Consider the following 26,915-nt stretch of genomic DNA (forward strand, 5'->3'; position numbering starts at 1 on the left):
CACTACTCTAATTTTTTTAACATCCTGTCAACCAGATAATCACCGGCTTCCATACATTGCTTACCATAAATCAGGGCATTTTCCTGAAGGGAATCATAGTTTTCGAAAGCCTCATCAATGCTTTTGCAAACATCACTGACTTCAGACTCTATCATGGCTCCCTTAAACACTCCTGCCATGTTCTGGTATCTTCCCCATTTCACGCGGGTCAATGCAACGATAGGCTTTCCACAGGTGAACGCCTCCTCAAGTGAAACTCCGTCGTCTGTAAGCACTGTCAAATCTGAAAACTTGAACAGGTGATTAATCCAGTCAATGTATCCGACATAGATTATCTTATCCTCATCAATCAGGTCGTAATACTCGTCATGCAAAGGTATTCCCACCAAAACCAGATTGTATTCGTCGGTTTTGTCGGCCACAAGGTGGATTGCATCGAGTGTTCCCTTGAAGATGGATGAACCTGATGAGAATACGATGGTCTTCTTGCTTTCATCAAAGTTAGGATATTCCTTCAATTTTTCAAGAGCAATTTTCTCATCGCCCTGACCCACATTGTCGGCTAACGGATAGAATGCCTTGTCCATATTAGCAGGGAGTTTTTCCCATCTGAACATGTCCAGTTCAGGCAGAATGTAACATTGATTGAATTTAGGGCAGACCTTAGAGTCTAGAGGTGTTGATATTAATGAGAAGCAAGGTTTTCTTGCAAATTTGGCACCTAAAGATCCTACAATGGCGCCTCCACCTAAAATTCCAATTACAAAATCAGCTTTAGATTTTTTTATAGCTTTTCTTGCCTTGAAAGTTGCGGTAATCAGTTTTAAAGCGCCTTTTAAGGCAGACAATTTTGTGGCAGAATGACCTCCTGCCTGAGGGATTGATATCTTATGCCAAGAGTAGCCGTTCTTTTCAAACAAAACTCCTGGAGCGGTTTTATCAAGAGCAATTTCGCATTCAATTCCTCTTTTTTCCAATACTTTTATTACATTCAGAGCGACCATGGCATCTCCACCAAGTCCTCTGCCTGTAACTATCACCAATACCTTCATGAATTTATTCTCCTTTACCTAAACGAGGAATATGGTTTTTTGGAACATAACTCCTATGATATGATGCATATGGGTTGTACAATAGCCTTCTAAAACCGAGTGAAATCAGAATCGGATTTTTCACGTCATACTGCTTATCTGACAGGAACCATTTCCTAAGCAAATCACCCAATCCTCCACCAGTAAGCACATCCATGAAATAATCTCCAAATGTCGGGTCAAGAATCCTTAATTTCTGTCTGAAAAATACTCTTAGGTTGTGTCTTCTAACGAATGCAATCAGTGCTGTGGTCAGGAATCCGAATACAAGTACTCCCAATAATCCTCCAAGCACAAAGTAAGCCAATCCAAGTGCAACTCCAAATGTGTGGTTTCCAACCTCTCCCAACATGATTTTTCCGGAAAAGTCAAGCGGTGAGTAACCGAGACATACAACCAGTATCAGAAGCGGAGTGTAAACGGCAGGAAGCTCAGCATATGGCACTGAACCGATTATTAGCATTGCAAGGATTGTTAGAACTGACATTATGATTGTCACGATACAGGCTGATCCAGGCTGCATGTCTGAAATGTTCAATGGCTGAACCATCAAAGCAACGAAAATTGCAGACACACCCAAACCTTCAAGGATGCCTACAATCATAACCAAGAATATGCCTATTCCTCTTGAAAGTTGACCCCATTCTATTCCAAACGGAGATTTCTTACGTCCTAAAACGTCGTCGATCAATGCAGAAATACCAATAATCAAAATAAGATTGTTGAATCCAGGCAGCATATAAAAGGACAGTATTATGAAAGGAATGATACCCACTGCCCTTGGAATTCCTCCACGGACATTTGGGAATAGATTTCCCATGTATCCCCTTTTTCCTAAAAACCTAAAAATAATGTCTATTACTGCTGTACCTATTGCAGATAAAACAAAAACGTATATTAATGCAAAAAGTATCGACGCATACATCATAAAAATCACTATTATCAAAAATTATATATAATATTAATACCTTCTTTCTATATAAATTTTAAGCAATTTCGTACCTTAAAATTGCCGCCATGCCTCCAAGGCTTTCCAATTGTTTTCCGCCCTCATGTTCACTGCTGATTACCATGACCTCACCCTTCATGTTTTCGACCATGTCCATCGCATCTCCCATGTTTTCCTCAGCAACCTTTGTGTCTATAATCAATAGCCTATCCACTGCACCAAGATTTATTGCGTTTTGAGTTTCCTTTAAACCGTAGGCTACCTTTGATGAGTTTTTGGCAATTTGAGTGAGCAGGTCATCAATGGCTCCCATTTCCAGCGCCACACGATTCTCGGAAGTGAGCTTTTCCACAGTTCCTTTCTTTAGAACTTCAGATATTCCGTTCCTTCCACCTGAACCTGTGGATTCTATGATTGAAATCTTGGCCAGGTCTGCATGCTTGTCCTTCAGGTAATCATAAAAGTCGTTCTTGACAAATCCCGGACCTGCAATAATGATGTTCTGGATAGAATCGAATTTTACAATCGAATCGATTACCTTCTCATAAAACTGGATGATGTTCTTCTGGCGGTTCTTGTCAATTATCCTTTTTCCGGACACATTCCCCTTGATCGGCCCATAATACTCAATTCCGAATTGTCTCATGAGACCCAGGGTTGCGGTGTCATCCTCCAGAACCACTATGATTGCAGACAGCTTCTTGGATGCCTCAATCGCCTGGTTGATTCTGTTTATCGCCCATTTAGGCCATCTTGATTTCACTATCTTGATTGGAGTGTTGAGCTTGACCTCAAGGGTGTGGTGTGAACCCAAAGGAATCAGATCCTCAGGACCTCGTGTAATGACTCCTGTCAGTCTTAATTTGCCTGTGAACAATTGAAATGAAATTTTTTCTATATCCAATCCAAGATAGAATGTCTTGATAACTCCCCGGTCATTTCTGGACCTGTCTCCTGATGTATCCTGGATACGCCTTGTGGTTTTGGAGGAAGCATTGTCCCCAACCTCTATTATGTGTGAGAGATGCCACAGGTCATCCAAAGTTTCGGGAAAGACCTCAACAATTCCATCCTTTTCGCTTTCGTTTATAATTTTCATAATTCACAATAATTTTTCTTGTTAATAATTTATATAGTTATGAACTACAAAAATAATTTAGTGATTAAAATGAATGTTGGAATTATAGGTGGAAGTGACGGTTTGGGAAAAACCCTGATTTATTATTTCCGAGATGAGTTTGAGGTTTATATTTCCGCAAGGGACCATAAGAAGGGAAGGAAGGTCGCAAGTGACTTGAACGTGAATTACATCGAATCAAACGAAGGCCTTGCGAACATCAGCGACATCCTAGTTATATCCGTCCCTATCGAGAGCACCTGTGACGTCATTCGTGAAGTCGCACCGTTCATGAAAGCCGGGTCACTTATGGTTGACGTTACCTCCGTTAAGGAAGGCCCTTCCAGAACCATGGCGGAAGCGCTTCCGGATTCCGTCGAGTACATTCCGACACACCCCGTCTTCGGTCCAAGAACCACAAGACTTGACAATCAGGTGATTGTGCTGACCGCCGATAAGAAGGGCAAGTGGTATCCGAAGGTCTATGATTACCTTGCAGGCAAAAACATGAGAATCATCGAAGCCAGTGCCGAAAAGCATGATTTCATGATGAGCATAGTTCAGGTCCTCACCCACTTCTCATTTATCTCAACGGCGTCTGCAATCGAGAAGCTTAAGGTCAACATATCCGAAACCGAGGACTATGAAAGTCCAATATATAACCTGATGATCGATATGATCGCCCGTATCGTATCCCAAAATCCGTATTTGACATATAACATCCAGTCAATGAACGAGAACGGTGAAACTGTCAGAAATACCTTCGCCGAAGCAGTCAATGAGCTGAAGGATGTCATAAACAATAATGATGAGGACGAGTTCGTCAAAATAGCCATAAGGGCAACCAAAAACATGGGCGACATCACAAACGCTTTGGGTAGAAGTGACAAGGCAATCGGCGCCTTGAGCTACGAGTACACCTACCTCAACAATTCCATTGGCCAGGAAGTTGGCTTGAAGCACATCTACTCAGGAACCATTCATGTGGGCATTCTTGAGGATATAGACGGCAAGACAGCCATTTTAAGGAACGGTACCAAAATCAAGAAACTCCGCATAGCCAACATCAGGATTCTGCTTCCTGAGGAGCTTCACCAGTGGAAAATTGAAAACTGGAATACCGTAACCCGGTCCATCAGTTGCGTATTTCCGAAAAATGTCAATGTCGAAATCATCCAGAAGACAGTGCTGATGCACGACAATCTGCTGGACATCAGATTGACTGACGCATACAACGGCCCCCAAATCGATGACAGGTCCATCAGCCTGACATTTGAGGTTACCGCCTTGACCAAGGAGGACATAGAGAGAGTCAAGGAACTTTTCACCGCTTTTGGCGGAGTCATCAGATAACTGTTTTATTGATAACGAACAAATATTAAAGTGTCTAAAAGTAATTAAATTTTAAAATTTAATATACCGCTTTAATAATTACTTTTTTTATGAAAATATAATTTTAAATTATTTTTAGAGTTATAAAAAATATTTGCCATTAAATTAAGACAAATAAGAACTGTTTAATGCTTTCTTAAAAATCATCAAAATCGAAACCTTTATATAGTAAGACATACACAGATTACTTTGTCAATAAAGTTACAAAAAGTAACAAAAAGATTTTGACACATTACATTTACACACATTACAGCCAATACGGAGATGATAAAAATGGCAGAAAATGAAATCACATTAAAAGTTGCAGAAGCAATTTCACAAAAGGATGTAGGACAAGGCCTCGCAAGACTTGATCCAAACGTCATGGATGATTTAGGAATCCATGAAAGGGACCTGATTGAAATTGTCGGCGAAAGAAGAACTGCAGCTATCGCTCTTCCTTCTCAAACTGACATTGGCCTTGGAGTAATAAGAATCGACGGATTAGTTCGTAAAAATTCAGGAGCAACCATAGGTGGAGAAGTTACAATCAGAAAAGCCAAAGCTACAGAGGCTAAAAAAGTTGTTCTTGCACCAACCGAAGACAATATCCGCGTAAGAGGGGATGTCCGTGGACTATTCGCAGGAAAAGTAATGGTTCAGGGAGACATCATCGGATCACAAATCCGCGCGCCAAGACCAAGCATGAACATGGGCTTCGGCAGCATATTCGATGAGCTTATGGACTTCACCCCTGCAATGAAGGAAATTAAATTTGCAGTGGTCTCAACAAATCCAAAGGACATTGTCATCGTAGGCCCAAACACCGAAGTTCAATTACATGAATCCCCAGTTGACGTTTCAAAAATCGAAGGTGTCGGAAACCTCGTCGATGTCAGCTACGAAGACATCGGAGGTCTTAAAGAGGAAGTTAAAAAAGTAAGGGAAATGATTGAAATCCCACTTAAAAGACCTGAGCTCTTCGAGAAATTAGGAATCGCACCACCAAAAGGAGTATTGATGCACGGTCCTCCTGGAACCGGTAAGACCTTACTGGCAAAAGCGGTTGCAAGCGAAAGTGACGCCCACTTCATTGCAATCAACGGGCCTGAAATCATGAGCAAATACGTTGGCGGATCCGAGGAAAACCTCAGGGAATACTTCGAAGAAGCTGAAGAAAACTCACCTTCAATCATATTTATTGATGAACTCGACGCAATTGCACCAAAAAGAGAAGAAACCAATGGAGAAGTTGAAAGAAGAACCGTTGCTCAGCTTCTTACATTGATGGATGGCCTCAAATCACGTGGCCAAGTAGTTGTAATCGGTGCAACAAACCGTCCTGATTCCCTCGACCCGGCTTTAAGAAGACCTGGAAGATTCGACAGGGAAATTGAAATCGGAGTGCCAGACTCTGAAGAGAGAAAAGAAGTTCTTGAAATCCACACAAGAAACATGCCTCTTGCAGATGACGTCGATTTGGAAAAAATCGCAAATACCACTCACGGATTTGTGGGAGCTGACCTCGAGTCATTATGTAAGGAAGCTGCAATGAGAGTAGTTAGAAGAATCCTTCCTGAAATCCAAAACGACGAGGAAATTCCAAAAGAGGTAATGGAAAAGATTGTGGTAACCGGCGATGACTTCAAAACCGCACAAAAAGAGATCCAACCTTCCGCATTAAGGGAAGTGCTCGTGCAAATCCCAGACATCAAATGGGATGACGTGGGCGGTCTTGAAGACGTTAAACAGGAACTTAAGGAAGCAGTCGAATGGCCATTAAAACATCCTGAGACATTCCAACGCTTAGGAATAAGGCCACCTAAAGGAACCCTTCTTTACGGAATTCCTGGAACCGGTAAGACCTTGCTTGCAAAAGCTGTCGCAAGTGAAAGTGAAGCTAACTTCATCTCAGTAAAAGGTCCTGAGCTCCTATCCAAATGGGTGGGTGAATCCGAAAAAGGAGTACGTGAAGTATTCAGAAAAGCTAAACAGGCTTCCCCAACAGTGATCTTTTTCGATGAGATTGACGCAATAGCCAGCGCCCGTAGCGGAAACGACACTGACAGCGGCGTGACAAAAAGGGTCGTGAACCAATTATTAACTGAAATGGACGGTCTGGAAGAGCTTGAAGATGTGGCAATCATTGCCGCAACCAACAGGCCTGACATTTTGGACACAGGTTTAATGAGACCTGGAAGATTCGACAGGCACATCGAGGTCGGTGAGCCTGATGAGGAAGCAAGAAAATCAATCTTCAAGGTTCACACCAAAAACATGCCTCTTGCAGATGATGTTGATCTTAAAAAATTAGCTAAAAACACTGAAGGATATGTTGGAGCAGACATTGAGGCCGTATGCAGAGAGGCTGCAATGCTGGCGCTTAGAGATGATCTTGAAGCCAGTGAGATTCCATACAAATACTTCAAAGATGCAATAGACAAGGTGAAACCTGGAAACACACAACTGAAAGACGAACAGTTAGTTCAATACATGTAGGGACTGCATTCCCTACATTTTCCTCCTTAAAATTATTATCTAACCATATTTTAACCTCGGGGAAAGATTAAGGAAAATCTTTCCCACAACCTCCATAATGTTTACATAGATTTCTCTACCGATTGGGAAGATATGGAATCTTCCCAACATCTCTCTTAACACTTATTTTCTTGGTAAAATATCATTAGGTCCGACCATGCATCGATTGAAACGTTGCGGCTTGTACTTGATGAATGGGAATCTTCCCTCAACGCCATATTTAGGGTTGTATCCAAAAACGTTAAGGTATTCAGCTAAATCATCACGTTCATCCTTCATTGCCTGAGTAACATCATACAACGCTTTTGTATCATCGATTGCCCTGTGAAAATTAACCTTTTCAATGCCATAATGTTCAACGGCATTTTCCAGCCTATGAGGATACTCCTTGCGGTCCTTTAAAACGGTGACTGTATCAATCCAATCCAGGCTTTCAACAATCTCATCAGCCTCCATTGGAAGATGTCTTTTAAGCAGGTGATAGACAAATTGCAGATCAAACTGGCAGTTGTGGGCAATCATCACTGTTCCGGGAGTCAGCCTGACTTTCAAATCCTCGGCAACATCCCTTTCGGTTTTTCCACCTTCAAGCATCTGGTCTGTTATGCCCGTAATGTCAGTAATCCTTGGGGGCAGGGGTCCGTCCACCCTTATGAATCTGTCATATCTCTCCTCAATTTCCCCATCAATTACAGTTAGCATTGCCAACTCGATAATCTGGCAGCGCCTACAGTCCAATCCTGTTGTTTCAGTATCAAAATATATCACTTTCATGGTAACACTTAAATCAGTTTATGCGGAATGTCATCCTTGTTTCTAGGGTAATCATTGGTTGTTAATGGCTTTCCTATTTTTTCAAGCCTGTTGTCCAACATTTCACGACCAGCTTCACTTGCACAGAATATCGGAACTTTCAGTCCATAGTAATATGGCTTATGCTCATCGGTATAATCTGAAATGGCCTTTGAGGCGCATGCTGTTACAATGTCCGCATTTTCAAAGAGCATTTCGGCCTCCTCAGGTGTTGATCCGGTAGTATGTGCAACAAAGATATAGACGTTCACGTCATCATCGACAGAATAATTCCTGATTTCCTCAACCATCGGTGAAGGAAGTATTGTGATGGCAATGTTCTTGTATCCCATATCCAGGGCCAGCTTCAAACCTTCAAGCTGGTCCAATTCTGCGGTCTCGGGGTTCAGCACTGTGCTCCCCCTGGCCTCAAGGTTCTCGATTACCTCAGGTATTGGAGTTGTGCTTACAAGGCCTGACACCCTTGCGCCCACTCCCTGAACAACACGGGAATTGGTCATGAGCACTGTTCCGGAACCTTCGCAGGCCCCGACGACACAGTCGATGTTTCCCATTTCCATATTGGTCTTGAGGATTTCGGATATTCCGACAGTCACCACGTCATCCATCTCGATTATCCTTTCAGGTGTGCACATTCCAAAGTCCTTGATTCTGAAATTGATGTTTTTTCTTATGAATTCCTCGTTCAGCTCCTCAACCCCATGCATCGCATGAAACATTGGGCAGTATTTGACATCGGAAGAGCCGACTTCTGTTATTTCGCCGTTTTCGATTACTACTCGAACTTTACCGAGTGCTTCAATTACATGTCTATCTTCAACCATATAATCACCATCTGATTAATACTTTTCAACATGCTCATATAAAAAATTTTAAAAATAAATTAATCTATATAGTAAGAAAAACAAAATTATTACTGATTAGTCAATATGTGAGGGATAAATTTGACTCAAAAAAGCGAAGCTCAAAAAGGCAACATAACCCCCGAAATGGAGTTCGTTGCAGAATATGAAAATATAGACGTGAATAAATTAGCTAGATTAATTGATAAGGGATTGGTTGTAATCCCTAAAAACATTAACGGCCATTCCAAACCCTGCGGTATTGGAGAAGGTCTGAAAACAAAGGTCAATGCAAACATAGGTTCATCATCCAAGATTGATGATATCGATTTGGAAATCGACAAGGCAAGGCTGGCCCAGGAATATGGCGCCGACGCACTGATGGACCTCTCAACCGGCTCCGACCTGAAGCTGTTCAGAAAAAAGATTATGGAAGCCGTTGACTTATGTATCGGTACCGTGCCTATTTATGAGGCAGGAGTTGTCACATTGGACAAGAACAGGGAAATCATCGACATGGACCCTGACGACATCTTCAAGGCCATTGAAAACCAGGCCAAGGAAGGGGTCGACTTCATGACACTCCACTGCGGAATCACCAGGGATCTGGTCCAAAAGCTGAAAGACGCAAATCGTATGATGGGAATCGTCAGCCGTGGAGGAACATTCCTTGCCTCCTGGATAAACCACAACGAAATGGAAAACCCGTTATATGAGAATTACGATTATCTGTTGGAATTATCATATGAATACGACATCACACTGTCATTAGGTGACGGCCTAAGACCTGGCTGCCTGTCAGATGCAAGCGACATCCCTCAAATACAAGAGCTTGTGAATCTCGGAGGCCTTGTCAAAAGGGCCCAGGACGCCAATGTCCAGGTGATGGTTGAAGGGCCGGGACACATGCCTCTCAACCAGATTCAGGCAAACATGGAAATCCAGAAAACAATCTGCCACGGAGCGCCATTCTACGTGTTGGGGCCTCTCGTGACCGACATTGCACCGGGATATGACCACATCACAGGAGCCATCGGAGGAGCGATTGCCGCAACAGCGGGTGCGAGCTTCTTATGTTATGTGACTCCTGCAGAACACCTGTCACTGCCTAGCCTTGAAGACGTCAAGGAGGGGGTTGTGGCATCCAAGATTGCTGCCGAGGCGGCTGATGTTGCAAAAGGACTTCCGCAGGCATGGGAACGTGAACGCGCAATGGCCCGTGCCCGTAAGGAATTCGACTGGGAAGCGCAATTCGACCTTGCACTGGACAAGTCAAAGCCTAGAAGATACCGTGACAAGTGTGAACTTGACGATGACGAGATGTGCGCCATGTGCGGAGAGTACTGCGCCGTAAAAATAGCCAAGGGAGATTTCTAAATGAAATACCAGGAACTTGTTGACGTGTATTCCCGCCTGGAGGCAACAACAAAGAGGCTGGAAAAGACTGAAATCATATCCGATTACCTGAAAACCCTGGACTCAGACACCATTGAAAAGGTAGGGCTGCTCATTTTGGGAACAGTTTTTCCCGCATGGAGTTCAGAGGAAATTGGAATTGGAGGAAAGCTGGTTGAAAGGGCCGTAGCTGAAGCTGTCGGAACAACACAGGCCGCCGTTGAGGATGCCGTTCGTGACGAAGGGGACATAGGCCTTGCCTGCATCAAGCTATACGCCAAAAAGTCCCAGGTCACATTTTTCTCACAGCCTCTGACAATCGATTTCGTTTTCAACAGCCTGCGCAAGCTGTCACAGATTTCAGGTTCCAGGTCAACAAACCGCAAGATTGCAGTTCTTCTTGAGCTTCTGTCCCAGGCAAGCGCCACAGAGGCGAAATACCTGACACGTACAATCACCGAAGAGCTGAGAATCGGTGTTGGAGATGGAATTGTCCGTGACGCAATAGCTGACGCATTCGACATTGACAAGGCGATTGTCGAGAGAGCCCAAATGCTCACCAATGACTTTTCTGTCGTTGCAAGAACCGCCAAGGAACAGGGAAGCGCAGGTTTGGAGAAGCTTAACCTGACACCTGGAACCCCTGTAAAGCCTATGCTTGCACAGCTGGCGCCGCCACTTGATGAAATCATTCCGGAGATGGGATGTGCACTCTGTGACACCAAATATGATGGAATAAGGCTGCAGGTGCATCGAAGCGGCGATGAAATCAACATGTTCACACGTAGGCTTGAAAACATCACACATGCGCTGCCTGAAATCGTTGAGCTCTTTGACGAACACATGCCCCATGAGGACTATATCGTTGAGGGAGAGGTAATCGCAACCCGTGACGGCAAGCCGTTGCCCTTCCAGAATGTCCTGCACAGGGTCAGAAGAAAGCACAATGTGGAAGAGGCCATGGAAAATGTTCCCCTAAAGGTATACCTCTTTGATGTGATGTATTACAAGCAGCCACTGATTGATGAGCCTTTGAAGAACAGGAGAAATGTCCTGGAAAGCATTGTCGACACATCCGTTGATGAGATGAACCTGAGCACACTGAAAGTTGCGAATGCCGACAACATCCCAGAGATTCAGAAACTCTTTGAATGGTCAATAAACGAGGGCCATGAGGGCATAATGATCAAGGACTGCAGTTCACCATACATTCCAGGACTCAGAGGCAAAAAAATGCTTAAGTACAAGGCCGAGCCGGAAACATTGGACATGGTGGTCACTGGAGGAATATACGGCATCGGAAAACGAGGAGACTTTGTCGGATCTTACCTTGTTGCACTCAGGGATGAAAACGATGATTTCAAGAGCGTGGCATTGGTCGGAACCGGCCTTGACGATGCAACCCTTGAATACCTCACCGGCAAAATGAAGGAGCTTGAAATCTCAACCAAAGGACGTGAAATCAAGGTTGAACCGAAAATCGTTCTGGAGATTGCATTTTCAGAAATCGTTGAATCACCTGAATACGAAACAGGCTATTCATTGAGATTCCCTGTTGTCAAGAACATAAGAAAGGACAAAAGCCCAATGGATGCCGACACAGTTGAGAGGCTGCTTTCAATGTACCGCACAGGCAACTGAGCAACGCCGAATAACTGTTTATCTATTTACTTATTTTTTTCTTTTTTAATTCATTCCAATTTTGCAACCGCCCCATCACATCTATTTAAGCTATGAAAATCCATTATTACACATGGAAATCACAGACGACAAACTATTGAGGATAGCGCTGGTGACCTCGCTGATTGGAATAATAGGCCTGATAATCTTCACCCCGACGATTGAGGTCAAGGAAGTGGGCATCGGGGACATTAACAGGGGGATGATTGATGAGGAGGTCAAGGTCACGGGAGTGATTACCGATGTGGCCCAGTCAAGCTCAAAAACAAGCTACTTTCTGACAATAAACGACGGTGAAGCGCAGATTCCCCTTATCATTTTTGAAAGCCAGGTTAGCGAAATCCAGTCAAGGAACCTTGACATTGAGGACTTTAAAGACCGGAAGGTTCAGGTTGTCGGGACAATTACCGAGTACAATTCCGATTTGGAACTTATCCTATCGAATGGGGACAGCCTAAGAATAATCAATTAACAATACTTATTTATTGATTGATGACAAAAAATAACTTATATAAACTTAAAAGGAAATTAAAACATGTCAAATAAAAAAAGATTATTTGGGACTTTTGGAGTTAGAAGAACCGCCAATGATGTTTTAACACCTGAATTCGCAACAAGGCTTGCAGCCTGTTACGGCACACAGATTCAGGGCACAGTTGCTGTTGGTGGAGATACACGTACTTCAACTCCTATGCTAATGGAAGCCGTGAAAGCTGGGCTTTTATCTTCAGGATGTGATGTGGTGGATTTGGGAATCCTACCTACCCCTGGTGTCCAGTATGCGGTTCGCAAGTATTACGATGGAGGAGTGATGATTACCGCTTCACACAACCCTCCGAAATATAACGGCATCAAATTCTTGGATGCTGACGGGATTGGAATACCTGACGATATGGAACTGGAAATTGAAAGATTATACTTCGATGCCGAACCTAAAAGGGCAGATTTCTCTGAAATCGGCGAAGTTTACATTAATGACAAGATTATCGATGAATACGTTGATGAGGCAATCTCAAAAGTCGATGCCGAAGCAATCAGGAACGCCAATTTGAAGGTTGTTGTGGATTGCGGATCCGGTGCCGGCTGCTACACTGCCCCATACCTAATCCGCAAGCTCGGCTGTGATGTAACCAGTCTAAATTCACAACCTGACGGATTTTTCCCTGGACGTGACCCTGAACCTATTGAAGAGAACCTTCAGGAATTGATCAGCGTCGTCAAGGAGCTTGGCGCCGATATCGGCCTTGCACATGACGGGGATGCCGACAGGACAATCTGCATCGACGAGAAGGGCAATTTCGTTTTGGGCGACAAGACATTCACACTCGTTGAAAAGCAGATGCTTAAGGAAAACAACGGCGGAACCATTGTCACCACTGTTGCAACATCACAGGCAATATATGACGTTGCCGAAGAGTTCAACGGTGAAGTTATAGCCACAGCGGTTGGAGACCTGCTTGTTGCACGTAAGCTAAAAGACACTGACGGATTGTTCGGTGGAGAGGAAAACGGAGGTTTGATTTTCCCTGATTTCGTTTACGGAAGGGATGCTGTAATGACCGTTGCCAAAATCCTTGAAATCGTGGCCAAGGAGTCAAAACCTTTATCCGAACTGGTGGCTGAATTGCCGGTTTACTACGCAAGCAAGATGAAAATCGAATGTCCTGACGATGAGAAGGAATTTGTCATGACCAGCATTGCCGATGAAATCAAGACAACAACCGATTTCGAATTGGACTTGACTGACGGTGTTAAAATCTTGAAGGATGACGGTTGGGTCATCATCAGACCCTCAGGTACAGAGCCAATCTTCAGATGCTTTGCGGAGTCCGATTCACAGGACAAGGCTGATGAAATGACTGATTGGGGAATCAGCCTAATCAACAAATACAAGAAATAATCGAATCGATACCCATCACCAATTTTTCTTTTATTTTAATTGAAAAAACAAGCAATTAAATTATAAATCAAGGTCGCAAGCACCCATTTAATGACATCACCATCAAAAATAATGTCATCATAAAATAAAAAACAAGAACTTCAATGCAACAATCTACATTAGAAGTTATCTAAACATTCTTCTTTTAGGAAAAACGCATCCTCATTGTCAGGGTTCCTAAGCAGAACCTTATTGAAACTGTCGACAGCCTCTTCAAACTTGCCCAGTTCCATTAGAACCACTCCTTTATTAAGCAGGAAGTCAATATTATTTTTTTCAAGGTTTATAGCTTGATTGAAGCATTCCAATGCCTCATCAAATTTACCCAAATCAATATACGCATTTCCCATACGATTTATAGCGGATGCATCCATTTCAGAATCATCCAAACAAACCTCAACGGCCTTGTCGAATGACTCAATGGCCTCCTCCAGCATTCCCATGTCGGTCAACAGGTTTCCGCGGGAGTTCCACACCTCAGGATTTTCACCGTCAAGAACAATCAGCTTGTCATAAACCCTCAGCGCATCATCATATCTGCCAAGCATCTCCAGGATGAAACCTCTCCAATACAGGACAATAGGGCTGCTTGGACGATAGTTATAAGCGATGTTGCTCACCTTCAAAGCCTCATTGATGTTTCCAGAGTTCAAAAGCGCAATAGCCTTGTTATTCAGAATGTAAATGTTATCTGGCTCATACTCCAATGCCTTGTCATAACACTCAATGGCTTCAATGAACTTGCCCAGCCTTGACAGGTTATCTCCCTGCTTATTCAGCAGGTAAACGTCATGAGGATCCAATCTCAAGGCGGCATCATAGCACATTGTGGACTTGTCGAACTTACCGCTGTCAAAAAGAATGTCTGCCCTTTTTGTAATCATGGCCTTCTCATCGATCTTGTCACCTTTCCAGTCATCGATGTGTATTTTTTCAAAATATATTATCTGGAATTCGTCATTGGGGTCAATGCGACCGCCGTACATCTTCTTGAATTCCCTCAGCATATCCTTGGAGTCTTCAAAACCTTCCTGGCGAGCCAATTCATCATTGTCCTTGATTTCGGAAAATGGAATATTCTCAATGCCGGTTACGAACGCCTCAAAAATCTTCATCTTTTCCTTAGAAACAAGATTCCAGTAGCAATATAACCTGTCACCAACCTTAAGAGGAGTCTTCCACGCCTTGCGTATTGTTCTGGTCTTCTTACCGGTAATGACATCTATATCATTGCTTGAAAATGATAAAATTGGTATTGTAAACACTCTCCTTAAATAACCTGCTCTCCAAACTCTCCTGACTTGACCTTGACGACACCGTCGAAGTAAGGCTTTATCTCCTCTGCCAGTTTTGCCAAATCATGAGGATTTGGAACTTCAACCTTCTCTAAAGCCGGGTCCAATACATTCTTGTTTCTGAATTGCTGAATGGTGTAGATGTCTGCATTGATTTCATCAACCAGGTTGATAATGTCTTTTTTTGTATGTAATGTTGGAACATATGTTGTTCTGATTTCAAGATGAACACCAGCATCATTTATATAATCCATTGATTTCTTAACCTGGAAGCCCACATTAGCTCCGGTAATCTTTCGGTACTTTGAAAATGTGGTCTTGACATCCAGTGAAACATAATCAAGCAAATCCAAATCCAGAATCTTCTTGATCTTGTCCGGATAAATTCCGCTTGTATCCAGCTTGGTCTTGAGACCGATTTGACGAACGTACTTGAGTATCTCAATCACATCATCGGTTTGGACCAGCGGCTCTCCTCCGGATATTACAATAGCGTCCAGAAAATCGGCTGAGGAATCGATTTCCTCCTTGATTTCCTCAAGTGACCTTTCGGTGTTGTCCTCCAGCAGCTCGACATTGTGGCAATATCTGCATGCCAAAGGGCATTTGGACATAAAAATGACTAATGACATGTTTCCATGAAATTCAACAGATGATATTACTGTTCCACCAACGTACATTAGTTTAAAACCTCTTTTAAAATTTCAATGAATCTCTTATCCTCTTCCAATGTGCATATGCTTATCCTGATCCAATACTCATCCAGACCCTTGAATGAAGTGCAATCACGAACTATGATTCCTTTCTTCATCAGTTCCAAGGCGAGCTCGGATGCTGTGAATCCTGTTTGCTTAACATTTATCAGCATGAAATTTGATTTTGAAGGGAAGACGTTCAAGCCGTCAATCTTTGAAACCTCATCATATAGGTATTGCCTTGATTCTATTCCCTTTTCGATGGATTGCTTGATGTATTCCGTATCCCTGAAAGTGTTGAGCGCAGCCACGAATGACAGCCTTGTAAGTGAAAACACCGGTTTAATCCTGTGCATGTATTCGATTATCTCATCACATGCAAGGCCGTATCCGATTCTCATTCCCGCAAGCCCCAAAACCTTTGACATTGTGCGGATTATGAATATGTTGTCGAATTCATTAATCAAATCCTTGTTTGTCACCTCTGAATACTCGAAGTAGGCCTCGTCAATGACGATTAGGACCTCAGGGTTTTTGCCTGCAATGTCCATTAAAACTTCCTTGTCAATCAAGGTTCCTGTAGGGTTGTTAGGACTGCAGAGGAAAATCATTTTTGTCTTAGGGGATATGGAATCGAAAATTGAGTCGACGTCCAGTTCATTTGCCTCCAAGTCCCATCTTGCATAAACCGGCTTTGCGCCGTATTGCTTTAATAAGTATTCGTAGTACATGTAGGACGGCAACGGGACTATGAACTCATCGCCCTCGTCGATGAATGTCTTTGCAAGCACGTCGATTATTTCGTCCGCACCGTCTCCACCGATGATGACCTGTGAAGGCTCCACATCGGAATATCTGGCCACTTCACAGACCAGTTCATGTAATTGTGATTCGGGGTACCTGTTGATTGACCTGATTTCATCCTCAATGGCCTTCATCGCCTTTGGGGAAGGACCCCATGGATTTTCATTTGAACCCAGCTTGATGATGTCCTCCTTTTTAAGGTTGAAATCGCTTGCAATCTCGTCCTGAGATCTTCCGGGAACATATGAATCCATTTCTTCTACAATTTGTCTAGCTTTCATAATCTAATCATCCTTATATTGTTTGGAGAGTCTCACATAATTGTCCGCATTGTTCTGAATCATCTGAACCTGTTCAGGGGATAATTCCTTAATCAGTTTTGCCGGAACCCCAAGAATAAGGCTGTTTTCAGGGAATTCCTTTCCTTCGCTGACAACCGCTCCGGCACCTACAATTGAGTTCTTTCCGATGTGTGCTCCGTTTAGAACGGTCGCATTCATTCCTATCAGAACATTGTCCTCCAGGGTGCAGCCGTGAACGACAGCCCCATGACCTACAGACACGTTATCTCCAATTTTGACTGGAAATCCTTTTGTACAATGGACAACACAATTATCTTGGACGTTTGAATTGTTTCCAATGGTTATTGAATCTGTATCTCCTCTTAAGACGGCTCCGTGCCATATTGATACGTCCTCTCCCAATTCAACCTTACCAATTACCTGTGCGCCTGGGCATATTACAATAGAGTCTTTTTTATTTTCCATAATATCGCCTATTTTTTGTTTTTCTTGTCTTGGATAATATGATTCTGTTTTACCAATACGCGAGTGTTGGAGGGTACATCATCATACAACAAAACCCCTGAACCGATAGTGGAATTGTGTCCTACCTTCACACCTGGTGAGAAGCTTGAGTTGATTCCTGTCTTGACGGAATCCCCAATGATTGAACCGAACTTACGCCTTCCACTATCAATCATCTGATTCTTGATTTTGGTCTTGACTGACCTGTTGTCGAAACGCAAGTTCGCAATGTTGGTCCCTGCAGCTATGTTGCAGTTGGATCCGATGACTGAATCCCCGACATAACTCAAGTGACTGACATTGGTATTTTCCATAATGATGGAGTTCTTGATTTCAACGGCGTTTCCCACATGGACGTTGTCCCCAAAGTAGGAATTGCCACGAATGTAAGAGTTAGGACCTATGTCACAGTTCTTGCCTATGTATACGTTTCCTTCAATGTATACTCCTGCACGGATGATGCTGCCTTCGTCAAGGAAGATTTCCCCATGGATATGTGCTCCATCCTCAACATGACCCTTGATATCTGTTTTGAGTTGGCTAATCAATTCCTCATTCACTTCAATTAGCTCCCATGGCCTACCGACATCAATCCAATCCTTGCTGGTTTTATGACCAATGACTGTTTTTCCATCAGCAATTTGCAATGACACTGAATCTGTGATTTCGTACTCTCCCCTTTCTGAGAGTTCTGTTTTCTTGATTTTTTCAAAGATGTCCTTGTTGAATACGTATATTCCCGCATTGACTAGGTTGCTTGGAGCTTCCTCTTTTTTAGGCTTTTCAACAATGCTTTTGATGTTTCCGTTCTCGATTTCAACTACACCGAATGCGGATGGGTCCTCGACTTCTGTTAAAAGCATCAGTGTGTCAGGTTTCATGTAATTGTATTTCTTAATGATTTCGTTGATGATCTCATTGTCCAGAATGATGTCCCCGTTGAGAACAATCAGGCTGTCTTTGATAAAGTCTTCACCATAGCTTATAGCATTAGCAGTTCCTAAAAAGTCTTTCTGTGTTTTGTATGAAATGTTAACGCCAAAATCATGACCATCACCAAAGTAATCACGAACCATTTCTTCCTTATATCTGACAATCAATAATATATCCTTAATACCATTGTCTCTTAATGATTCGATGTTATATTGGATGATTGGTTTTCCAGCAACCGGCAACATGGTTTTAGGCTTTGTAAGTGTTAGTGGCCTCATTCTTGAACCTTCGCCGGCACTTAAAATAATCGCTTTCACTTTAATTATCCCCTATAAAATCTAATAATATTATATGTTTAACTCCTTACTTATTAATTAATTTAACTAAATCAAATGACTAATTTTAAATAATAGTTTTTATAAACTCAAATTATATTAGCTATGCTAATAGCAAAAATTTAAAGGAGATTATAAAATGACCGTATATGTTTGTTTACACTGCGAATACAGATTTGACACAGAAAAAGGTGACCCTGCATACAACATCCCTGCTGGAGCAACTCCTGCAGACATGCCAGACGATTGGGTTTGCCCAGAATGTGCTGCTTTAGGTATTGAAGCATTCATCGCTGAAGAAGAATAAAAAAATCTTCTTCAACTTTTTATTTTTAAAAACTATTTTTTCCATAAAAATCTTATAATTCTTAAAAATATTTATATAATTTAATTTTTAAATCTAATATTGTAATTTTATTTACTAACATAGTTTAATTAATTAAGCGTGGGAAATAAAATGAAAAGGAAGAAAAAACTGATTATAGCTATTCTTTTAGTTATCCTTGTAGGACTATTGGCTTCAATCTACGGGGCATTAAATAGTGGTCCTGACCTTTCACAGGAAGATAAGGACATATTATTATTAACTGCTGACAAATACGAACAGTCCAACGGTGGAGTGGACATGGCGTTCATGATCCACTTGAGAAATGGAAGTTTCGACAATTACACTCCAATTTATCCTGGAGGCATGACACACCCAACACAACCCGCATCCAGTGCAATTGGAGGAGGAAAGATGTTCCTTCACGACAGTCTGTATGATGGAATCGAGGAGGGTATGCAATACGCAAAAGAAATCGTGGAGTATAACACTAACATGACTCCTGATGCAGTAGTTCTTGTTTATGACGAAGGAGTAGACAATATTATTGATTCAGTCCGGCCATTGAAAGTAGACGGTGAGGAGACAAATCTTAGTGCAACAGACATTATCTGTGAAAACGACGCATATAACGGATACGCCGGTAACGAGGGAGTTTCCGGAACAATGTCCAGGTCAGATGCAGTTATGGTACTGGTTAAAGCATTAGCTCAAGCTGCTGCAAACCCTGATAAAAAAGCCACTATGATTCAAGCCGCCTTAAATGAATACTCTAAAGGAAACATTGTAATGCAACCTGAAGGTTCATTTACAAAACTGCTGGCTACAAAAGGAATTGAATCGTTGAGTTAATATTTGAATAATCTTTAAAGAATCTTTATTCTTTAAAGAACTTTTTTTATTTTAAAAAAAATAGTAATAAGAAGATATGGTTATCTTCTATAAGTTTTCATTGATTATTTTTACACATGCATCCCTGATCTCTTCAGCCCTTTCTTCGCTTCGAGATTCAAGGGTGATTCTGACATAGTCCTCTGTACCTGACGGCCTTACAAGCACCCAACTGTCGTCGGCAAATGTCAATCTGACGCCGTCAACTGAATTTACCTCAACGATGTCATCAAAGGCATCAGTCAACAGGTCCTCCATATTCTCCATTACCTTGATTTTGGCCTCTTTTGAACATGTTATCTTTTCACGGACATTTGGATATGAAGGTATCTCATCAAGCAGTTCGGATAGCTTTCCCTTGTTGGAAACAAGTTCGGCCATTCTCAATCCGGACAGTATTCCGTCAGGACACATGCAGAAGTCAGGGTGCAGCCATGTTCCTGAAGGCTCTCCGCCAAAACTTGCATTCTTCTCGATTATGACTTCAGCAACGTTAACATCACCGACAGGAGTTCTGAATACCTTTCCCTTTACGGACTCGTCCATGCACAAGCCAGCGTCAACGGTTGTGACAATGTCTCCGTCGAACTCTTTTGATATCAAAGCCAGTAATGAGTCAAATGGTGAAACATTTCCCTTCTCGTCAACTGTAATCATTCTGTCGGCATCACCGTCATGGGCAATACCCAAGTCCGCGCCAATGGCTACAACTGTTTTCATCAGTGTCTGGAGGTTTTCAGCATTCGGTTCCGGGTTGCGGCCTGGGAAAAATCCGTCCGGCTGGGAGTTTAGGGTTGTCACTTCACAGCCTGCTTTTCTAAATACTAAAGGTGATATTTCGCTTCCGGCGCCTGATGCGCAGTCGATTACGACCTTGAAACCTTCCTTGATGTCAACCATGTTAACCAAATCGTCAACGTATTGGCCCTTGATTTCTTCATTGACGCTTAACCTTCCCACTTTATCCCATGTTGCTGAGGTGTAGGACTTGTTGAAGTATATTTCCTCAATTTCATTTTCCTGTGCGGAGGTGTATGCCATTGCATTCTTGTTCCATAACTTTATCCCGTTATATGGAGACGGGTTGTGTGATGCTGTCAACATTATTCCGGCATCCGCATCAAGCTTTTCAGTAGCATAACCCACCAGCGGTGTTGGAACCATTCCTATTTTGATTACGTCGACTCCGCTTTCAAGCAATCCTGCTGTAATGGCTTGATCAAGCATCTGGTTTGTGGTTCTTGTATCATATCCTATAACGACACGGCCCTCATTTCCAAGGTAATGCGCCAAGGACTTTCCCACATTCAATGCCAATTCACAAGTCACTTCAGAGCCTATCTTTCCTCTTATTCCTGAGGTTCCGAAAAGTTTTTCCGCAGCCATCGAATTCACTCCTATGCTCCGAACTTGTGGGCGTAATTCATTAAGTCCATCATGATGTTCATTACGTCTGATCCTCTGATCCTGTTTAGTCCTCCTTTTGCGCATGCCCTTTCGGAGAATTCGCAAACGTCATCCACTCTCACTTCAGGACCTCTTATAAGAACAGGCACTGGGTCTCCTGAGTGGTTCATGATGGAAATAGGTGTTGAGTGATCAGCTGTAAGGTAAATGTAAACGTCTTCGAGCTTGATAAGTTCGCTCATGACAACTCTATCAACCTTTTCGATGAATTCCTTTTTCTCCATTGTCTGACCGTCGTGGCCAGCCTCATCCGCTCCGTCGATGTTGATTAGGAAGAAGTCATGGTCTGAGTTTTTGACCTGGTCGATTATGGTGTCACGGATATTGTCAAGGTTTGTGTCGATTCCACCGGTCACATCCTCCATTTCTATGATGTCCATTCCGGCGAATCTTCCTATACCCATGATTAAACCTGTTTCTGCAATACATGCTGAGTTGACCTCATACTTTTCGTTTAATGATTCGACAACAGGCACCTCACCGGCTCCACGAGGAATGACAATATTTGCAGGAGGTTTTCCTTCCTCTATTCTTTTCAGGTTTACCGGATGGTCCTTAACCATCTCATAGGTTTTCACGACCAGTTTGTTTAGGATGTCTGCGGTCTTTGCAGCTTCCGGTGTGTCGTCAAGTGCCTTTACCTCTTTTGGCTTGTTTCCTTCGACTTTTGGGTCTGCGTCGCTGACCTTATCGGACAGGCCTTCTCCCCTGAGAACCAAAACTGCCCTGTGACCGGTTGATTCCTTGAATATGATTTTGATGTCAGGATAGTCCTCAAGAACCATCTTGTTCAGTTCGGCAACAATCTCATCGGTTCCTTCCTTGATTCTTCCGGCACGTCTGTCTGTGACTATAAGGTCCTCATCTGCAGTTGAGAAGTTGCATCTGAATGCGATGTCACCTGGCAGAACTTCGACTCCAACACCATTCGCCTCGAATGGTCCCCTGCCAGTGTATACCTCATATGGATTGTATCCCAATATTGATAAGTGTGCTGTGTCACTTCCAGGAATTATTCCGGGTGCGATTGAATCCATAATACCAGTAATTCCTTCTTCAGCCATCTTATCCATATTTGGAGTGTTGGCAGCTTCCAAAGGAGTTTTATTTCCTAATTCTTTAATTGGACGGTCACCCATTCCATCCATGATTAAAATAAGACCTTTCATATTATCACCTTTAATAAATTATACTATTATAGATTTTATTTTTAATAGTTAAAATAATTTATTTAAAAAAAAATCATGCAGGGCATCAACGAAAAACTGGAAAGAATTTTGATGCAATATCCTTAAAGGAACAGATGATTAAATTAATGGTTGATATCAAATTATGAAAAATTAATTATTCTGTATTCAAGCATATTAAACATGTATGGTGAAAAAAAGTAATCTCGATTAAGGCATATAGATGAATCGCTGAAAAAATATAAATTTATGAAAAATATGATTCAATCAGTCTAACCTAAGAGTCGAAAAATGCCCCAAAATCAGATAAGCAGGATTCCAACTATTGCCCCGACAATTGTTGCTACTAGATTCACATGCTCATTTGTTATAATATGGCGATTTTCAAACAACGCACCAAGGATACTGTCCATAAAGCAACCGACGGTTCCGGATATTACTGAAACGAAAATTGCTGACAATGGATTTGCAACAATTCCCAAAAAGAATGCCGCAATACCTATGATTGCCGCACCGACGATACCTACAGCTGTTCCGAGTGTTGAAACTGCACCATTGGTTCCCGGATCCACATTCTGGAATGTTGTTATAAGTCTAGGGTGGGGATCCAATACACCAATTTCAGATGCCAATGTGTCGGCTGTCGCTGTTGCGATGGCTCCTATGAACCCTCCGACAAACGGCAGGTAATATCCTCCGAATGCAGCCATGAAACATGCCACAACACCATTTGAGATAACGTTTTTGGAGGTTCTCCTTCCTTCAAACTCTCCAAGGGACATCTTATATTTTTTAGAGTATTTGGTTGCAAGAAGAGACATTACTAAAAAGAGTATGATTAACACTAACCAATTTGCCCCTGCGGAAAAAATGATAACAATTCCCATAATCACCATTATCGCTGAACCGAGAAAATCAAGGGATTTTCTTCTATAGGTGATTACTCCTAAAATAAACAAGATTATTACATATATCCAGTTAATCATCAATGCTTGCATTTTAACCACAACACTCCCTATAGTATATGTTTTGGTTAAGATGATATAAAAGATTAACTAAACAACGAAAAAAAAGAAAAGTTTAATGTTGTTTTGAAACAACATTAATTAAATCCAACTATTTTGTGACTTTCACTTTGCCTTTAACTGTGTTAGAGATATAGGTAGCAGAGTATTTGTATTTTTTACCGGCCTTGAGTTTTTTGGTAACTTTAGCCTTGATAGTCACTTTAGCAAGACCTTTGGAATTGGTTTTTGCAGAGTATTTTTTGCCTTTGAATTTAAAGACAATCTTTTTGCCAGATATCGCTTTACCATTAGACCATTTGAGGGTTGCTTTAAGTGTTAATTTCTTACCTTTTTTAACTTTCACAGTCTTTTTGACCAGTTTGAGAGTTTGTTTTACAACAAGCTTGTTAGAGACTTTGTAAGACTTGTATTCTGCAGTAATTGTGTAGGTTTTTGGATTTAAGTTGATTTTAAGTCTTGCATAACCGTCCTCATCTGTTCTGCATGAGTAGTGAATAGTGTTCACAAAGATATCAACAAACTCATCCTTGCCTACAGGTTTGCCGTCGTCACCGATAGCCCTTACGACATAGTATGTTCCATCAACAAAGTCCATTGTGATGTCTTTGTTTTCAATCAGACGTTTTACAATGTTTGTTGTAGCGTTTACAGTCTCACCAGTGACAGGGTTAATGATTGTCACATCATATTTGCCAATAGCCAAATTGGAAGTATTTAAATAAGCAATACCTTGATCATTTGTTTTGACGGTGTATGTTTTTCCGTCTATGACAAATTGCACATCAGTATTGGCAAGCACATGGCCATCTTTGTCCAGGAACTCTGCTTGATAGTCATATGGACTGTTCCAACCTCTTGTAAGGTTTTCAGCAATGATTGACTTGAATACTGTCACTTTAGTATTTACTGTTTGTGGGTTATATTTATTATCACCGCTGTAGATTACCTCTACATCGTGTGTACCTTCACCTATGTCAGGAACTGCAATGGTGGTTTCTCCACCTGTCACGTTTACCACTTTGGTTGTATTTCCTATTTTAACTGTCACATTACCTTTTGCATCGTCAGGAAGTGTTACTTTAACAATCACATCATTGCCCGCAACAGTGTTGTCAACTTCAACATACATATCAGTGGAGGATTTCTCTGCCTTGAATGATGTTGATGAGGAGTTGGACAGGTATTTGTCATCACCTAAGTAGGTTGCAACAACATCATAGTCTCCTGCGACAGGAACTGAAATTGTAACTGAATTGGTTTTGGTAATGTTAATACCATATTCAGTGCCGTTTACGCTAATAATCACATATCCTGTTGCATCGGTTGGCAAGTCAGATACTGTGATTGTTATTTCAGCGCCGTTCACTGCAGCTGAAACAGACATTGGAGCATCATTCTTGAATACTTCAAATTGGACAGTAGTGGAATTGAATTCATAGTGGTCATCACCGGCATATGTTGCAACAATTGTTTTGTTTCCGGCAGTCAAGTTTTCAACATTGAATGTGGCTTTTCCGCCTTCGACTTTGGCAGTGTAGTTTACGCCGTTTATTTCTATTGTCACGTTGCCTGTAACGTTTCCAGCATTCACAACAACCTTGACGACATCTCCAACATTAGCATCTTTAACTTCAATGGACATTGGAGTTGGATATTTTGGAATGTGCACTAATTTGGTAGTTGTTGCATTCAAGCCATCCTCATTGGTGTAAATTACAGTAGCATTGTAGGTTCCAGGAACTTCATCAGCCAAATCAACAGTTGCGGTACCGTTAACAACAGTAGCATTGTATGTGTTGTTTCCAATCTTGATTGTTACATTTCCACTAGCATTGCCAGGAACATGGACTACTACAGTTCCGTTTCCTAAATCATCAATATCGATTCCTTCTTCAGGAGGTTTAGGAGCCACGGTAATCTTATCGGTAGCGTTATCAGGAGCGTATTTGTCATCACCGTTGTATGTTACGGTCACGTTGTGTTCACCTTTTGGAACATCCAATATGATGATCTCGTTTTCGCCGCCAGATACAGGAACTGTCTTAGTGATATTGCCTATTGTGACTGTCACATTACCTGTAGCGTCTTCAGGAACAGTTACTTTAACTATTGCAGGTTCGCCTTCAGTAATGTTTTCAACAGTTACATTGATGTTAGCGGTATCGACTTTGGTAACAATTACTTTAGCAGTGTCATTAGTGCTTTCTAAGTATTTGTCGTTTTCAATGTAAGTTACTTTAACATCATAAGTGCCTTCTTTTAATCCAGTGACATTAAGTTGGCCTACGCCGTTTGTAATCAGTACGTAGTAATCTACTCCATCGATATTTACATAAGCTGCACCATTGTAGTTAGGAGCCTCGATGTTGATTGTAGCGTTTTCTCCTACTTTAATTTCATCACCGGTTACATTTATGCTTGAAGCGTGTTTTACAACTTCAAATACTGTACTGTTGAATCCTGCGTAATAGTCATCAGTTTCAACAGATCTTGCAACAATAGTGTAGTTGCCAACAGCATCAGCATCAAAGGTGTAGTTACCGTTTGCGTCAGGAGTGTAGACCACACCATTAATAGTAACAACAACAGGAGTTGAATTAGTTACATTGAATACGAGTTTGCCATCAACTTCAACAACATCAGCAGCATTGATAATAATAGTAGCATTCTGTTTAGCAACAACATTGAATGCTGTAGCATTAGCTAAATCAGTAGCATTATACTTATCATCACCAAGATAATATGCATGAGCTGTGTACTCACCTTCTGGTAAGCCAACAACCAATACAGCTACACCATTATTGATGTCAACAGTGTAGTTGTGTCCTCCAACTTCAACAATCACTTTACCACTAGTTACATTACCCATAGTCACAGTAACGGTCACATTCTGACCAACAGTAATATTCACAACAGGAACAACAACACTATCAATCACAGCAGCGTGCTTGAAGATAGTGAATGTTTTTGTAGTGCTGTTAGCATAATACTTGCCGGATTCGTAAACTGTAGCAGTGACAGTGTAGTTACCAGCAGCCAAAGCAGTAGTGTCAATCACAACTTTACCGTCAACAACAGGGTATTCAACACCATTAATAGTTACATTGACAACAGTATTGTTCTCAATTCCAATAGTGAAGTCAGATTCGATTTCATATTTATCATTTACAGTAATATTCACACTGGAAGCATGTTTGATAACTTCAAATACAGTGCTGTTGAATGCAGCATAGAACTCATCAGTTTCGGCAGATCTTGCAATAATAGTGTAATTACCAACAACATCCGCATCAAAGGTGTAATTACCATTTGCATCAGGAGTGTAGACCACACCATTAATAGTAACAACAACAGGAGTGGAGTTGGTTACATTGAATACAAGTTTGCCATCAACCACAACAACTTCAGGTGCAT

22 protein-coding genes are annotated in these 26,915 nt (G+C 41.8%); 8 read left to right on the forward strand and 14 right to left on the reverse strand.

Annotated features, from left to right (window positions below):
• Positions 1–2: 2 nt before the first annotated feature.
• From MBBTH_RS08260 to MBBTH_RS08270, 3 genes are read right to left on the reverse strand one after another with little or no spacing between them, the layout of a single operon-like run.
• Positions 3–1,052, reverse strand: coding sequence for a glycosyltransferase (locus tag MBBTH_RS08260; protein ID WP_116592573.1), 1,050 nt, complete (start codon positions 1,050–1,052; stop codon positions 3–5).
• Positions 1,053–1,056: 4 nt separating this feature from the next.
• Complete coding sequence (locus MBBTH_RS08265) at positions 1,057–2,019, reverse strand: cell wall biosynthesis protein (RefSeq protein ID WP_116592574.1); 963 nt, start codon at positions 2,017–2,019, stop codon at positions 1,057–1,059.
• 58 nt (positions 2,020–2,077) lie between these two features.
• On the reverse strand, positions 2,078–3,139 hold the full coding sequence (locus tag MBBTH_RS08270; protein ID WP_116592575.1) for an mRNA surveillance protein pelota: 1,062 nt from the start codon (positions 3,137–3,139) through the stop codon (positions 2,078–2,080).
• A 60-nt stretch (positions 3,140–3,199) separates the two neighbouring features.
• Here MBBTH_RS08270 and MBBTH_RS08275 point away from each other — a divergent pair, with 60 nt between their 5' ends.
• Both MBBTH_RS08275 and MBBTH_RS08280 read left to right on the forward strand, forming a co-directional pair.
• On the forward strand, positions 3,200–4,510 hold the full coding sequence (locus MBBTH_RS08275; protein ID WP_116592599.1) for a prephenate dehydrogenase: 1,311 nt from the start codon (positions 3,200–3,202) through the stop codon (positions 4,508–4,510).
• Positions 4,511–4,822: 312 nt separating this feature from the next.
• Positions 4,823–7,027: a CDC48 family AAA ATPase gene (locus tag MBBTH_RS08280; protein WP_116592576.1), complete on the forward strand. Its 2,205-nt coding sequence runs from the start codon at positions 4,823–4,825 to the stop codon at positions 7,025–7,027.
• A 162-nt stretch (positions 7,028–7,189) separates the two neighbouring features.
• On the opposite strand, the gene MBBTH_RS08285 is transcribed toward MBBTH_RS08280, so the two are convergent.
• Both MBBTH_RS08285 and MBBTH_RS08290 read right to left on the reverse strand, forming a co-directional pair.
• A complete protein-coding gene (locus MBBTH_RS08285) occupies positions 7,190–7,840 on the reverse strand; it encodes a 3'-5' exonuclease (protein ID WP_116592577.1) in 651 nt (216 codons plus the stop codon).
• An 8-nt stretch (positions 7,841–7,848) separates the two neighbouring features.
• Positions 7,849–8,703 carry a methanogenesis marker 8 protein gene (locus MBBTH_RS08290; protein WP_116592578.1) on the reverse strand — a complete coding sequence of 285 codons (855 nt, stop codon included), beginning with the start codon at positions 8,701–8,703 and terminating at the stop codon, positions 7,849–7,851.
• Positions 8,704–8,823: 120 nt separating this feature from the next.
• Here MBBTH_RS08290 and thiC point away from each other — a divergent pair, with 120 nt between their 5' ends.
• The 4 genes from thiC (at position 8,824) to glmM (MBBTH_RS08310) (ending at position 13,696) form a co-directional block, all read left to right on the forward strand.
• Entirely contained in the window at positions 8,824–10,098 is a 1,275-nt protein-coding gene (thiC, locus tag MBBTH_RS08295) for a phosphomethylpyrimidine synthase (protein ID WP_116592579.1), read from the forward strand.
• Positions 10,099–11,757, forward strand: a complete 1,659-nt coding sequence (locus tag MBBTH_RS08300) for an ATP-dependent DNA ligase (protein ID WP_116592580.1) — start codon at positions 10,099–10,101, stop codon at positions 11,755–11,757.
• A gap of 61 nt (positions 11,758–11,818) precedes the next feature.
• The gene (locus MBBTH_RS08305) at positions 11,819–12,268 is read left to right on the forward strand and encodes an exodeoxyribonuclease VII large subunit (protein WP_243409775.1); all 450 of its coding nucleotides are present in this window, start codon (positions 11,819–11,821) and stop codon (positions 12,266–12,268) included.
• Positions 12,269–12,331: 63 nt separating this feature from the next.
• Positions 12,332–13,696 (forward strand): phosphoglucosamine mutase, encoded by a 1,365-nt coding sequence (gene glmM / locus MBBTH_RS08310; RefSeq protein WP_116592582.1) that lies wholly within the window; start codon positions 12,332–12,334, stop codon positions 13,694–13,696.
• A gap of 158 nt (positions 13,697–13,854) precedes the next feature.
• Here the strand turns inward: glmM (MBBTH_RS08310) and MBBTH_RS08315 are convergent, their stop codons facing one another.
• From MBBTH_RS08315 to glmU, 5 genes are read right to left on the reverse strand one after another with little or no spacing between them, the layout of a single operon-like run.
• A complete protein-coding gene (locus MBBTH_RS08315) occupies positions 13,855–14,991 on the reverse strand; it encodes a tetratricopeptide repeat protein (protein ID WP_116592600.1) in 1,137 nt (378 codons plus the stop codon).
• A 14-nt stretch (positions 14,992–15,005) separates the two neighbouring features.
• The gene (locus MBBTH_RS08320; RefSeq protein WP_116592583.1) at positions 15,006–15,710 is read right to left on the reverse strand and encodes an anaerobic ribonucleoside-triphosphate reductase activating protein; all 705 of its coding nucleotides are present in this window, start codon (positions 15,708–15,710) and stop codon (positions 15,006–15,008) included.
• Entirely contained in the window at positions 15,710–16,810 is a 1,101-nt protein-coding gene (gene hisC / locus MBBTH_RS08325; protein ID WP_116592584.1) for a histidinol-phosphate transaminase, read from the reverse strand. The genes MBBTH_RS08320 and hisC overlap by 1 nt, the downstream gene beginning before the upstream one ends.
• Before the next feature lie 3 nt (positions 16,811–16,813).
• On the reverse strand, positions 16,814–17,296 hold the full coding sequence (locus MBBTH_RS08330) for a gamma carbonic anhydrase family protein (RefSeq protein ID WP_116592585.1): 483 nt from the start codon (positions 17,294–17,296) through the stop codon (positions 16,814–16,816).
• Positions 17,297–17,304: 8 nt separating this feature from the next.
• Positions 17,305–18,591, reverse strand: coding sequence for a bifunctional sugar-1-phosphate nucleotidylyltransferase/acetyltransferase (gene glmU / locus MBBTH_RS08335; protein WP_116592586.1), 1,287 nt, complete (start codon positions 18,589–18,591; stop codon positions 17,305–17,307).
• 151 nt (positions 18,592–18,742) lie between these two features.
• On the opposite strand from glmU, the gene MBBTH_RS08340 reads away from it, so the two are divergent.
• Together MBBTH_RS08340 and MBBTH_RS08345 are read left to right on the forward strand one after the other, a co-directional pair.
• Complete coding sequence (locus MBBTH_RS08340) at positions 18,743–18,910, forward strand: rubredoxin (protein ID WP_116592587.1); 168 nt, start codon at positions 18,743–18,745, stop codon at positions 18,908–18,910.
• A gap of 150 nt (positions 18,911–19,060) precedes the next feature.
• Positions 19,061–19,780, forward strand: a complete 720-nt coding sequence (locus MBBTH_RS08345; RefSeq protein ID WP_116592588.1) for a DUF4012 domain-containing protein — start codon at positions 19,061–19,063, stop codon at positions 19,778–19,780.
• Positions 19,781–19,867: 87 nt separating this feature from the next.
• Here MBBTH_RS08345 and glmM (MBBTH_RS08350) read toward each other — a convergent pair whose 3' ends face one another.
• The 4 genes from glmM (MBBTH_RS08350) to MBBTH_RS08365 form a co-directional block, all read right to left on the reverse strand.
• Positions 19,868–21,205: a phosphoglucosamine mutase gene (gene glmM / locus MBBTH_RS08350; protein WP_116592589.1), complete on the reverse strand. Its 1,338-nt coding sequence runs from the start codon at positions 21,203–21,205 to the stop codon at positions 19,868–19,870.
• Positions 21,206–21,216: 11 nt separating this feature from the next.
• Positions 21,217–22,455: a 2,3-bisphosphoglycerate-independent phosphoglycerate mutase gene (locus MBBTH_RS08355; protein WP_116592590.1), complete on the reverse strand. Its 1,239-nt coding sequence runs from the start codon at positions 22,453–22,455 to the stop codon at positions 21,217–21,219.
• 320 nt (positions 22,456–22,775) lie between these two features.
• Positions 22,776–23,471, reverse strand: a complete 696-nt coding sequence (locus MBBTH_RS08360; protein WP_243409776.1) for a TIGR00297 family protein — start codon at positions 23,469–23,471, stop codon at positions 22,776–22,778.
• Between the two features lie 118 nt (positions 23,472–23,589).
• Positions 23,590–26,915 (reverse strand): Ig-like domain-containing protein (locus tag MBBTH_RS08365; protein WP_207773358.1); only part of this gene is annotated, 3,326 nt, incomplete at its 5' end.

Origin of the sequence: Methanobrevibacter thaueri, assembly GCF_003111625.1 — an archaeon.
GTDB lineage: Archaea > Methanobacteriota > Methanobacteria > Methanobacteriales > Methanobacteriaceae > Methanocatella > Methanocatella thaueri.